Below are 11,626 nucleotides of genomic sequence, written 5' to 3' on the forward strand. Positions count from 1 at the left end.
CCGCTGGCGCTGTACTGGGTCGGCAACGACACCGCCGCGCGCGAGCGGGTGATGGCCAACACGGTGAGTGGCGGCGTGAGCGTCAACGACACGCTGATGCATGTGGCCCACGAAGGTTTGCCTTTTGGTGGTGTGGGGGAGAGCGGCTGGGGCGCTTACCACGGTGAAACCGGCTTCCTGCGCTTCACCCAGCAAAAACCCGTTTTGGTGCAGTCGCGCTTCTCGATGGGGCATGTGTTCTACCCGCCTTACGGAGCGCGCTTCGATCAGATCATGGGCCTGCTCAAGCGCTGGCTGTGATCTTTCGGTGAAGGCGGCTCAGGCGCCGGCCAGTGCGTCGTCGTCGGCGTCGGGTTGCGTGAGCGCTGCCGTGTTTTGCAGAAAACCCTTCTCCATCAACCCGTAGGCCAGCTCGGACACGTCCGAGCCCAGCAGCAGGGACAACTCCTGCTCGCTGCGCCGCCCGTTGGCCATGAGCAGCAGCGTGTGGGCTTGACGGCCCACCGCGTCGGGGCGCGAGAGGGCTTCCCACGCCATGTTGGTCTTGGCGTAACGCCGGGTGGTGGTCTGGATCATTGTTGGTTCCCTGAGGCCGATGCGTTGACAGCACCTACGCATGTTGCATGCCAGTTGTGACAGCGTTTTGACGTCAGCCCGCCTCTTGGCGGCCGGGTTGACCGTTCGGTGACCGATATCCGCCTTATCTCTGGGGTGTCATGCCCCCGGTGGTATGCACGGGTATAACCGTGACTTGTTTCACATCTTGACCCGGCGGCCCACAGCCGCGTTCAGCCGATGACGGTGCCCCCCAGATTGCTGCAGCAGTGCCTTGCCGAGGCACTTGAAGACGCCCCCGCGATGCTCGGGCGCTGTCTTGATGCGGCGGTGGTCGGCTTGCAGGAAGCCGAGAAACAGTGCCTTGAGCTGGCCCAGCGCGACCGCCTTGCCAACGCCTGGTGGCGCATCCGCCAGGAAAAAGAGGGTTGGGTGTCCGACTACCCGCAGCGCCTGCGCGAAGCGTTTGCCGTGCCCACCGACGCACCCGCTTCATCGCGCACCGCCTTGCTGACCGAGTCCGCCTACCTCTCGCTGGTGGAGGACGACACGGTCACCGAATCGATTGAATCGGCCCGCCTGCTGCAAAGCCTGCTGCCACCGCTGGAGCAGGAGCTCAAGGTGCTGGACGCGCTCATGAGTTCGCTGCAGGGCCTGGCCACGGTGCAGGCCGACATGAACCCGTTGCGCCCGGCCATTTTTGTGCGGGCGCTGCGCGAGATGATGTCGCTGGATGAGCCCGACTCGCAGTTGCGCGCGCTGTGGTTGCGCCACTGCGGCAAGGCGCTGGGTCACGAACTCAAAGGGCTGTACGTCCGGCTCACCCTGGTGCTGCAGCGGGCCAATGTGCAGGAGGCCGGCTACCGCGTGCGCCTGCTGGCTGAAGCCCCAGGCGCGGCCGCGCGCTCGGCCGCCAGTGCTGCCCGGGCCGGGCGCGGCGCCGGCCCGGCGGCCACCGATTGGAATCCCTCGGGCCAGGCGCCGCTGGAACACCGCGGCGACAGCACGGGCGAAGCCCACTTTGGCGACTTCGTGCCCGACATGCCGCAGCTCGCCCGCCTGCAGACGGCGGTGGACAACCAGCACCTGCACAACTTCCTGGAGAAGGGCGGCCAGCGCTTTGAGCAGACGCTGGCGCCCGAGTACTACGAGCAGGTGAGTGAAGAGCTCGCGGCCATCGAGGCCTTTGCCGCCATCCCCACGCTCGACGAGTCGATGGTGGTGCGGCGCAGCGAGCAGTACAAGGCGCTGCCGGTGGTGGACCGCCCGGCGCGTTCGGTGGACATCGGCACCCAGCTCAGCCAGAAAACCTGGGGCGACTTTGCCGCTGCCCACGAGCGCGCCCGCGTGCTCATGCAGCTCAAGCAAAAGGCCGAACGCGTGGCGCAGGCCATGGGCCTGGACGTGGTGCGCAAGCTGGTCAACCAGGTCGCGCAAGACCCGCTGCTGCTGGCGCCGGTGCGCGAAGCCGTGGTGGCGCTGGAGCCCTCGCTCTTGCGTCTGGCCATGGCCAACCCGCGCTTCTTCAGCGAAGACGCCCACCCGGCGCGCCGTCTGGTGGAGTGCGTGGCGCAGCGCAGCTTCAAATACAACGACGAGTTCGCCAGCGAGTTCGCCGAGTTCTTCCAGCCGGTGCAGCAGGCGTTCAACGCCCTCAACGAACTCGAAACCGACGATCCGCAAGCCTTTTCGATTGCGCTCGACGAACTGCTGCAGGAGTGGGAAAGCCAGGACCGGCACGACGTGGCCGCGCAGGACAACAACCTGCAGGCCATCCGCCACGCCGAAGCGCGCCAGACCCTGGCCGACCAGGTCGCCTGGGACCTGAGCCAGCGTCCCGACGTGGACCACGCACCTGGTTTCATCCTCGACTTTCTGTACGGCCCGTGGTCGCTGGTGATCGCCTCGGCCCAGCTCAACGCGCCCCGGGACCAGATCGACCCGGGCGGCTACCGCAAGGTGGTCTCCAACCTGCTGTGGAGCACGAAGAAAGAGGTCACGCTGCGCCTGCCGGCCCAACTGCTGGAGATGGTGCCGGGCATGCTGGGCACGCTGCACGCCGGCCTGGAGTCCCTGGGCAAGACGCGCGAGGAAACCAAGCCGTTCTTCGACGCGCTCATGCGCCTGCACCAGCCGGTGCTGGGCCTGCGGCGCGCGCGCGCGCGGGCCGATGCGAGCGCCTCGAACCCGGTCCCGCTGGAAACCTCCTCCATGTCGATGGAACTCGACGAGACCCTGCCCGCCACGCCGGAGCAGCGCAAGCCCCGCAAGGCCGCCCAACCCTGGCTCGGGCGCGATGAGCTGGAAGCGGCGGGCTTTGAAGACACCCTGCCCACCGACTTCTCCGAACTCACCGACAACCACCCGGCGAGCGAAGCCGCACCCGATCAGCCCGCCACCGGGTCGGATGCGCAGAGCGAGGAAGACATCCCGTTTGATGCCATCTCGCTGCTCGCGGGCTTGCGCGAAGGCGATTGGGTCGACCTGTACTCGCACCGCGAATGGCTGCGCGCCCAGCTGATCTGGGCGAGCAACCGCGGCACGCTGTTCATGTTTGTGAGCCGAGGCGGCCGGCCCCATTCCATGACCAAGCGCAGCTGCGAGCGCCTGATTGCCAACCGGCTGCTGCGCCCGGTGGACGGTCAGAGCGTGGTGCGCAAGGCCATCGAGGCCATCGCGGCCGATCAGGCCCGAACCGAAGAGGCCGTGGCGGCCTGAGGATTTGCTCTTGCCTGCTCGCGCAGGTGGGTGGGCGGCAAGCCCATGGCCGACTTGAACATGGCCGAGAAGGCGCTCTCGCTCGCATAACCACTGGCCTCGGCCACCCGCCCCACCGGCACACCGCGTGCCAGCATGGGCAGGGCGTGCGCCAGCACCACCTGCTGGCGCCAGCGTTGAAAGCTCGTGCCCAGCTCGTCGCGAAACAGGCGCGCCAGCGTGCGTTCGCTGGCGCCCACGTGCGTGGCCCAGGCGGAGAGCGTGGTGTGCTGGGCGGGTGCCTGCATCACCGCTTCGCACAGATTGCGCAGCCGCCGGTCGCTGCCGGTGGCGTTGGGCATGGGCACGCCCAGTGGCTGGGTGTCGGCGTGCTCCATCTCATCCAGCAGCAGCGTGAGCAGCGCCCGCCCGGCCTTGTGCTGCGGCCGCTGGGGCCGGTTCAGGGCATGCACCAGTTCGCGCAACAGGGGTGAGACCACCAGCACCCGCGAGCGGCTCCAGTGCAACGGCACGGCTCCAGCGTCGATGTAGAGCGTGAGCAATTGAGCTGATTCGACGATGGTCACCGCGTGGCGCGCCAGCGGCGGTATCCACACCGCACGCGAAGGCGGCACGATGGTGGTGGTCTCCAGCGGTGAGTGCTCGCCGCCCGCATCCTCCGGGTGGACCACGGTCACCTGCAGCAGGCCGCGTGCGCAGTAGGCCAACTGGCCCCAGGCGTGGTGGTGCGGTTCGAACTGGTTGTCGCTGTCCAGCTCTCGCGCACGGCAGCGCACCGGATGCTCGGGAGTGGGGCGAAACGGATCGGTGTCGCCCAGGGGCAGGGCGCGCGGGGCAGGGCGGCGGTGTGCAGGCGGCATGGCTGAAGGTTGGCTGGATTTCGACGATATTTGTCTTTCCGTCGCCATTGTGCGCGCGGCAAGCGCCGTACGATCCTTTCATGAACACAGCCATCCTGGGCGCTGCTGCGCCCGCCAACCCCGTTCCCCTCAAACAAGACGCCACCGTGATCGGCCTGGTGGGGCTGGCCCATGCCACCTCGCACTTTTCGCACCTGCTGCTCGCGCCGCTGTTTCCCGTGTTCATCCGCGACTTCGGGCTGAGCTACTCCGACGTCGGCCTGCTCATGAGCCTGTTTTTCGTGATCTCCGGCATGGGCCAGGCGCTCGCGGGCTTTGTGGTGGACCGCATCGGCGCACGCCCGGTGCTGTTCGCAGCCATCGGCTGCTTTTTGCTGGCCGCACTGGCCGCCTCGCAGACCACGGGCTACGGTGGCCTGGTGGTGGTGGCCATGCTCGCGGGCCTGGGCAACGCGCCGTTTCACCCGGCCGACTTCACCATCCTCAACCAGCGGGTGTCTGCACCCCGGCTGGGCCATGCCTTCAGCGCCCACGGGCTCACCGGCAACCTGGGCTGGGCGCTGGCGCCGGCGTTTTTGATCGGCGTCACCGCCTTGGCCGACTGGCGCACCGCTTACCTCGGTGCGGCGTTGCTCTATGTGGTGGTGCTGGCCGTGCTGTTCTGGCAGCGCGACAAGCTGCTGACCGAGGTGGTGGTGCGTCACGCCGATGCACCCCGCGGCGGCGATCTGGCCTTTCTCAAACTGCCGGTGGTGTGGTGGTGTTTCGCGTTCTTTCTGCTCTCCACCATGACGCTGGCGGTGGTGCAGACGTTTGCTCCATCCATCCTCAACGTGGTGCACGGTGTGAGCGTGGAGATGGCCACACTCACCATCAGTGCCTACATGCTGTGCTCGGCGCTGGGCATGCTGGTCGGCGGTTTTGTGGCGGCTTACAGCCAGAGCCACCGCTGGTCCAGCGACCGCGTGGTGGCCTTGGCCATGACCAGCGGCGCGCTGCTGCTGCTGGTGTGTGCCACCGGCTGGCTCGGCGCTGCGGGCACCATGGTGGCGCTGGCGGCCACCGGCTTTGCCGTGGGTGTGGGTGGGCCGAGCCGCGACATGATGATCAAGAAGGCCACCCCCAAGGGTGCCACCGGCCGCGTGTATGGCACGGTGTATTCGGGGCTCGACGTGGGCTTCGCCCTGTCGCCCCTGATCTTTGGCCTGACGATGGACCGCGGCTGGTACGGGCTCACGCTGGCCGGCGCTGCGCTGGTGCTGCTGGTGTCGGTGTTTGCTGCGGTGGGTGTGGGTCAGCGCACGGCCACTGCACGTTGACGGGCGCGGCACAATGCCGACATGACTTCACAAATCGCTGGCCATTTGCTCGTTGACTGCCTGATCCACCAGGGCGTGACCCACGCCTTCGGTGTGCCGGGCGAGAGCTATCTCGCGGTGCTCGACGGCTTTCACGCGCGCGCCGACCGCATCCGTTTCATCACCAACCGCCAGGAGGGTGGCGCGGCCTTCATGGCCGAGGCGCAGGGCAAGCTCACCGGACGACCAGGCATCTGTTTCGTCACGCGAGGGCCTGGCGCGACCAACGCCTCCATCGGCCTGCACACCGCGTTTCAAGACTCCACGCCCATGGTGCTGTTCATCGGCGACGTGGCCAGCGACGCGCGCGACCGCGAGGCGTTTCAAGAGGTCGACTACTTGTCGTTCTTCGGCCCGTCCACCAAGGGCATGGCCAAACGCGTGGAGCGCATCGACGACGCGCGCCGCATTCCCGAGTACGTGGCGCGCGCCTTCGCCACCGCCATGAACGGCCGACCCGGCCCGGTGGTGCTGGTGCTGCCCGAAGACATGCTCACGCAAACCGTGGACGCTGCGCCCTTGCCGCGTGTGGAGCCGGTCCAGGCCTGGAGCGACCCGGGCGCGCTGCGCGAACTGCGCACGCTGCTGCTGGCCAGCGAGAGACCGCTGGTGATTGCCGGCGGTGGCGGCTGGACGCCGCAGTCCGCCGCCGCGCTGCAGCGCTTTGCCGAGAACTGGCAACTGCCGGTGACCAACGCCTTCCGCTTTCAGGACACCTTTGACAACCACCACGCGCTGTACGCCGGTGACGTGGGGCTGGGCATCAACCCGGCGCTGGCCGCGCGGGTGCGCGAGAGCGACCTGTTGATCGCCATCGGAGCGCGCCTGGGCGAGTCCACCACCGGCGGCTACACGCTGATCGAGGCGCCGGTGCCCAAGCAGAAGCTGGTGCACATCCACGCCAGCGCCGAGGAGCTGGGCCGGGTATACCAGCCCACGCTGGCGATCAACGCCACCATGAACGCGGCGGCGCGCAGCCTGGAGGTGCTCACAGCACCGCCCACGCTGCCCTGGGTGGAGTGGACGCAGGCCTGCCACGCCAACTATCTGGCCAACATCGACCCTGCCAACGGCGGCATCACGCTGCCCGGCACCATCGACATGCCGGCCCTCATCCACACCTTGCAGAAGCACCTGCCGACCGATGCCGTGCTCACCAACGGCGCGGGCAATTTTGCGAGCTGGCTGCACCGGTTCCACCGCTACCACGGTCTGGTCAAAGGCCACAAGACACAACTCGCGCCCACCAACGGTGCCATGGGCTACGGCGTGCCGGCCGGCATCGGCGCGGCCATCCTCACCGGGCGCACCGCGTTCACCATCGCGGGCGACGGCGATTTCCTCATGAACGGGCAGGAGCTGGCCACCGCCGCACAGCACGGCGCCAAAAGCATCGTGCTGCTGCTCAACAACGGCAGCTTCGGCACCATCCGCATGCACCAGGAGCGTGAGTACCCGGCCCATGTGAGCGGCTCTGCCCTGGCCAACCCCGACTTCTGCGCGCTGGCGCGGGCTTATGGCTACGTGGCCGAACGCATCACCCACACGGCGGAGTTCGAGCCTGCGCTGCAGCGCGCGCTGGCCGCGCCCGGTGGAGCACTGATCGAGGTGATGCTCGATGTGGATGTGATCACGACACGGGGCACGCTCGCGGCGATCCGGGCACGCGCGCAGGCCGTGGAGCCGCCGCGGGGTTGAACCGCACCGCCTCCGTGCAGCGGTTTGGTGAATACCGCACAAAACGCCACCGCATTGCCACACAGCCGCTCTGCACCACCGCTGCCTAGACTGGGTCTTCCCATCCAAGGAGAGTGGTCATGTGGCAAGCAAGCGGTGCAAGCAGAGCGTCCGATGTTCCTGAACTGAGCGGCGTGCCGGGCCACCCCACCACGGGGCGGGCCCATTTGTTGCGCGTGCTCGATGAGGTCGACTACGGCATGCTGATCATCGATGCGCAGGGCACGATCCTGCACGCCAACCACCTGGCGCGGCACGAACTCGCCAGCGGGCGCATGCTCGTGTCGTATGGCAACACGCTGCTGGGCAGCAGCGCCGAATTCACCGCGCAGATGCAACTGGCGATGGAGGCGGCGTTTCGTGGCCAGCGTCGCCTGGCGCTGCTGACCAAAGGTGAGCGTGAGCTGGCCATGACCTTCACGCCCCTGAGCCATCCGCTGGAGGCCGACGCGCCGACCGTCCTGGTGATGCTCTCGCGCCAGAGCACCTGCGACAACCTCGCGGTGCGGATGTTTGCCCGCACCATCGGCCTGAGTCCCAGCGAGGAAGCGGTGCTCATGGGTTTGTGCCGTGGCCTGGAGATCCCCGAGATCGCGTCCGAGCACGGGGTGGCGCCGTCCACCATCCGCAGCCAGATCAAGACCCTGCGGGAGAAGGCGGGTTCGCACAGCATCCGCCGACTGCTGCAGCGCATCAACAGCCTGCCCCCGGTGGTGCCCGCCTTGCGCATCGTGATGCCCATGCCCCACAATGCCTCGGAGTCCATCCACCCGTGAGCATGAATGCCGGTCACTCTTCCCGCTGCCTTTGCACATCCCAACCAACACATTGAAGCGCTGGCAGCGCTGGGGGTACAGCGACGTTACCGACGAGGAACGCTGCTGATCCAGGAGGGCGAGACGGGTGACTCGCTCTACATCGTGCTGCAGGGCCGTCTGCGGGCATTCCTGTCGGACAACAACGGCCGCGAGCTGACGCTGGGGCTCTATGGCCCGCTGGAGTATGTGGGCGAGATGTCGCTGGACGGTGGGCCACGCTCGGCCAACGTGGAGGCGGCCGAGCCCAGCACCTGCGCGGTGGTGACGCGCGCCACCTTGCTGGCCTACATTGCCGAGCATCCCGAGTTCGCACTGGAACTCATGGCCCGCCTGATCCGCCGGGCGCGCCTGGCCACCGAGAGCGCGCGCAGCGTGGCACTGATCGACGTGTATGGCCGCCTGGTGCGCTTGCTCAATTCCCTGGCGCAGATTCCGAACGAGCGGGGCGAACGCGCTCTCAAGGAACGGCTCACCCACCAGCAGATGGCGCAGCACCTGGCATGCTCGCGCGAGATGGTGAGCCGCCTGCTCAAAGACCTGGAGACCGGTGGCTACATCGCTGTGCGCGAGCGATGGATCTGGCTGCTCAAGACATTGCCAGCCCGCTGGTAGTGCTCAAGGCACACACGGCATTCAAGGCAGGTTGATCAGGCGCCGCGCTTCCAGCGGTGCAGCCGAACTGGTGCCCGCCAGCCGCACCACGCTGCCACTGAGGCTGCCAGCGCCCAGCACGCCCCACAAGGCCGGGTTGTCGTCGCTCACGGCCAGCGTGTCGGGCACTTTTTTCACGCCCGGGCGTTGCGGCCGCCCGGCATCGGGGTCGGGCTTGCGCGGGGAGTAGAGCGCGAAGTGCGCGCCGGGTGAAGCGTGTCGGCGGATGCCACCCACGCTCACTGTCTTCCTGCCCGTCGAGAGGCTGTTGAAAGTGCCGCTGCGGCGAATGGGCGTGGGATTGTTTTCGTGGTCCACGAAGCTGTCGATGTTGCCGCTGGTGTCGTAGTGCTCGTCTTCAAAGTACGACTGCCGCGCCCCGGTGTGCTGGCCGAGCGCCACATCGTCGCGCTCGATGTAGGCGTCGAACACCACGGGCTTCGTGCCGGTGTTGGTCAACGTCACCGTCCACGAGCCGAACGGCGCGGTCGCCGATTTCGAATGCCGACTGAATGTGGGGGCCAGCGCAAGCAAGGCGCAGGTGCTGCCCTCACCCAAGGCCGACTGGTTCGGGTAGATCAGGCTGCACGCCGGCAAACCGTGGGCGCCCTTGTACAGACCCGACTGGCCCATGCGCAGCGGCGGCAGCGGTTGGGCGTGTCCGGGTGGCGTCACGCTGATCGTCACACCCTGTGCCCCGTAGGGTATCCAGAGCTCCAAAAAACTTTGCGTGCGGTCGTCCGGCTGCACGCGCCAGTGCAAAGGCAGGGAAGCACCCGCCGCCAGCGTGTCGTTGGCATGCGTGCGGCTTTGGTAGGCGTTGCCGGCAGGCACTGTCACTTGCAGGCGTCCTTCGCAGAGCTCGATCAGCTGGTCCATCGCTGCTTCCAGGATGGAGCTGCCGTCGTGCGGACCGGCCAGCGTGCCCCAGCTGATGTTCACCACCAACCGGGCCTCGGGTGTGCAGCGCGCCAGGATGTACATGAGCGCGTCGAGCACGCTCGCGTTCATGGCACCGCCCGAGGTATCGCGCACATTTGCCACATCGAACTGCACGGCAATGAGATCGCAGCGGCTGGCTGTGTCGTCCACCGGTTGCAGCGGGTTGCCGCGGCCGCAGGCCAGGCTCATCACGTGCGTGCCATGGCTGACGGGTTTGCTCAGTTCCCAGAGCTGGAGGTGCTGGTAGAGCGCGTCTTCGTCCAGCCGCCCATGGTGTGTGTGCGCAGCCATGGCGGCGTTGATCGCAGCACCCGAGAGTTCGTGGCCGTAGCCCATGTCGTGCGGTCGGTGGCCTGCGCGTGCAGGGTCCAGCGGCGTGCGGTGGTGCGGCTCGTTGCCCGGCCAGTCACCGTCCTGGGTGTCGTCCTGTCGCCAGAAGTGTTTGACCCGCGTGCGGCCCTGGGGGGTGAGGAACACCGCGTTCGCAAAGGCCAGTCCGCCGTCAATGAGCCCCAGCACCTTGCCGCTGAGGCGGCCGGGCACGTTCACGGGGTGCGAGCCGGGTGTGCAGGGGTCTTTGATGGGTTGTGTGTGGTGACCCACTGGAAGACCGAGTTCAAAGCGCTGGATCAGGTCGCGCAGGGTCGCGTCAGAGCGCAGCTTCTCGAAAAAACGGGGCTTCACGTGCGCTGTGCAAAACCGCAGCGCCGGCAGGTTGAGGTACACGCGCGGTATCTGCAGCCACTTGACGTTCGAGGCTTCCACCAGCATCGGCACGCTGGCACCCGGTGTGAGTTCGATAACGATCGGCAGCCACTTCGGCGGCCTGCCTTGTGGCTTGACGCGGTAGCCCGCAAACTTGTCAGCCTCGGCCCAGGCGAGGTAGGGGTCTTGCCCGTCGATGGCGCCCGGCGCGTTCCAGTCGATGCCGGTGAATTCGCCGGTGGGCATGGGAGCCCAGCTTGAGTTCATTCGAGGTCCCTTCGTGCTGCGCACTGCGGGTCGAGCTTGCTTGGGGCGGCCCGGCGCTGCGCTCATGCCCACTCCTTGATCGCTTCCTCCCAGAGCCAGGCGATCAAGGGTGCGGTGCCCACGCCTGTGGAGCTGGCCGACCGCGTGTACGCGTGGCCGCTGGTGTGGTTCATCGACTGGTGCAGATGGAAGTCCAGCGGTTCGCCTTTGGGGCCTTCAAACAGGCTGCTATCAAAACCACGCTGATGCACCTTGGCGCCGGTGGCCCGCGCCACCGTGAATTCGGCGAGTGCGGTGCCCAGCAGGCGACCACAGGCGCTGTCAACCGGGAAGTGCACGCCGGCCACCACGCGGTTGGTCGCGATGCGCGCCGCCAGGCGCTGCAGTTGCTCGTGGCTCGCGGCGCCGTTGGGCTTGCCGCTTTTGGGAGACGCGGCGTTGAGCAAGGCTTCCAGCAACACCGCCACAGCGAACGATTCGGTGGCGTGACCGCTGGGCCAGCTGCCGTGCCCCGGTGTCTCGATCATGGGCTGGATCTGCGGTGACATCGCCACCGGTCGAAGGCAGGCAAAGATGTGCTTGAAGCGCATCTCGACGTGAACACACAGCGAAAACACCAGGTCCATCAGTTGCAGTGTCTTCTTGTGCCGGTGCGCCGTGAGCCCGACCACCGATGACCAGAAAATCATGGGTGGCGTCACCTGCGCCATGATTTCCATGGCGCGGTCACCTCGAAGATCGGCGTACGCAGCCACCAGATCGAGCTGCTTTCTGAACTGCGCCCTGGAGGGCGCACGCAGGGACACCAGCGGTTTGCGCTCCAGCGTTCGGGCCTGCAGGTTGGCGAACTCCAGCAGCGCTTCTTTCGGGCTTTGTGTCCTGAACAGCAAGCCTTCAACCAGCTCACTGAAGCACGCCTCGACACGGGGACCGTCGGCCCACAGCGCCAGGTTGGATGGCTTGTCGAAGCCAGGCTCGGCCACCTGCAGGGAAGCGCCCGTGAACGGGCCGACCA

The 11,626-nt window shown here is 67.2% G+C and carries 10 protein-coding genes; 6 read left to right on the forward strand and 4 right to left on the reverse strand.

Features of this window, described 5'->3' with window-relative positions; genetic code table 11:
• The coding region (locus ACN4F8_RS02000) for an aldehyde dehydrogenase family protein (protein WP_419472049.1) at positions 1-300 on the forward strand (300 nt) is incomplete at its 5' end.
• Positions 301-318: 18 nt separating this feature from the next.
• Here the strand turns inward: ACN4F8_RS02000 and ACN4F8_RS02005 are convergent.
• A complete protein-coding gene (locus ACN4F8_RS02005; RefSeq protein ID WP_419472050.1) occupies positions 319-576 on the reverse strand; it encodes a hypothetical protein in 258 nt (85 codons plus the stop codon).
• Positions 577-795: 219 nt separating this feature from the next.
• Here ACN4F8_RS02005 and ACN4F8_RS02010 point away from each other — a divergent pair, with 219 nt between their 5' ends.
• On the forward strand, positions 796-3,273 hold the full coding sequence (locus ACN4F8_RS02010; protein WP_419472051.1) for a DUF1631 family protein: 2,478 nt from the start codon (positions 796-798) through the stop codon (positions 3,271-3,273).
• Here the strand turns inward: ACN4F8_RS02010 and ACN4F8_RS02015 are convergent.
• On the reverse strand, positions 3,240-4,133 hold the full coding sequence (locus ACN4F8_RS02015) for an AraC family transcriptional regulator (RefSeq protein ID WP_419472052.1): 894 nt from the start codon (positions 4,131-4,133) through the stop codon (positions 3,240-3,242). The genes ACN4F8_RS02010 and ACN4F8_RS02015 overlap by 34 nt on opposite strands.
• A gap of 80 nt (positions 4,134-4,213) precedes the next feature.
• On the opposite strand from ACN4F8_RS02015, the gene ACN4F8_RS02020 reads away from it, so the two are divergent.
• The 4 genes from ACN4F8_RS02020 to ACN4F8_RS02035 all read left to right on the forward strand — a co-directional run bounded on the left by ACN4F8_RS02020 (position 4,214) and on the right by ACN4F8_RS02035 (position 8,658).
• Positions 4,214-5,452, forward strand: a complete 1,239-nt coding sequence (locus ACN4F8_RS02020; protein WP_419472053.1) for an MFS transporter — start codon at positions 4,214-4,216, stop codon at positions 5,450-5,452.
• Positions 5,453-5,473: 21 nt separating this feature from the next.
• Entirely contained in the window at positions 5,474-7,189 is a 1,716-nt protein-coding gene (locus tag ACN4F8_RS02025) for a thiamine pyrophosphate-binding protein (RefSeq protein WP_419472054.1), read from the forward strand.
• A 119-nt stretch (positions 7,190-7,308) separates the two neighbouring features.
• Entirely contained in the window at positions 7,309-8,004 is a 696-nt protein-coding gene (locus ACN4F8_RS02030) for a helix-turn-helix transcriptional regulator (protein ID WP_419472055.1), read from the forward strand.
• A gap of 6 nt (positions 8,005-8,010) precedes the next feature.
• Positions 8,011-8,658 carry a Crp/Fnr family transcriptional regulator gene (locus ACN4F8_RS02035; protein ID WP_419472056.1) on the forward strand — a complete coding sequence of 216 codons (648 nt, stop codon included), beginning with the start codon at positions 8,011-8,013 and terminating at the stop codon, positions 8,656-8,658.
• Positions 8,659-8,679: 21 nt separating this feature from the next.
• Here ACN4F8_RS02035 and ACN4F8_RS02040 read toward each other — a convergent pair whose 3' ends face one another.
• Together ACN4F8_RS02040 and ACN4F8_RS02045 are read right to left on the reverse strand one after the other, a co-directional pair.
• Positions 8,680-10,611 (reverse strand): hypothetical protein, encoded by a 1,932-nt coding sequence (locus tag ACN4F8_RS02040; protein ID WP_419472057.1) that lies wholly within the window; start codon positions 10,609-10,611, stop codon positions 8,680-8,682.
• 62 nt (positions 10,612-10,673) lie between these two features.
• Positions 10,674-11,626: phosphatase PAP2 family protein (locus ACN4F8_RS02045; RefSeq protein ID WP_419472058.1), on the reverse strand; the 953-nt coding region annotated here is incomplete at its 5' end.

The sequence above is a fragment of the Hydrogenophaga sp. genome, from assembly GCF_048549895.1.
Lineage (GTDB): Bacteria > Pseudomonadota > Gammaproteobacteria > Burkholderiales > Burkholderiaceae_C > Hydrogenophaga.

Bases quoted from the DNA above. Each gene is read 5' to 3' on its own strand.
- ACN4F8_RS02005 (WP_419472050.1), bottom strand. From the start codon at position 576: ATGATCCAGACCACCACCCGGCGTTACGCCAAGACCAACATGGCGTGG.
- ACN4F8_RS02010 (WP_419472051.1), top strand. From the start codon at position 796: ATGACGGTGCCCCCCAGATTGCTGCAGCAGTGCCTTGCCGAGGCACTT.
- ACN4F8_RS02035 (WP_419472056.1), top strand. From the start codon at position 8,011: ATGCCGGTCACTCTTCCCGCTGCCTTTGCACATCCCAACCAACACATT.
- ACN4F8_RS02040 (WP_419472057.1), bottom strand. From the start codon at position 10,611: ATGAACTCAAGCTGGGCTCCCATGCCCACCGGCGAATTCACCGGCATC.
- ACN4F8_RS02020 (WP_419472053.1), top strand. From the start codon at position 4,214: ATGAACACAGCCATCCTGGGCGCTGCTGCGCCCGCCAACCCCGTTCCC.
- ACN4F8_RS02030 (WP_419472055.1), top strand. From the start codon at position 7,309: ATGTGGCAAGCAAGCGGTGCAAGCAGAGCGTCCGATGTTCCTGAACTG.
- ACN4F8_RS02015 (WP_419472052.1), bottom strand. From the start codon at position 4,133: ATGCCGCCTGCACACCGCCGCCCTGCCCCGCGCGCCCTGCCCCTGGGC.
- ACN4F8_RS02025 (WP_419472054.1), top strand. From the start codon at position 5,474: ATGACTTCACAAATCGCTGGCCATTTGCTCGTTGACTGCCTGATCCAC.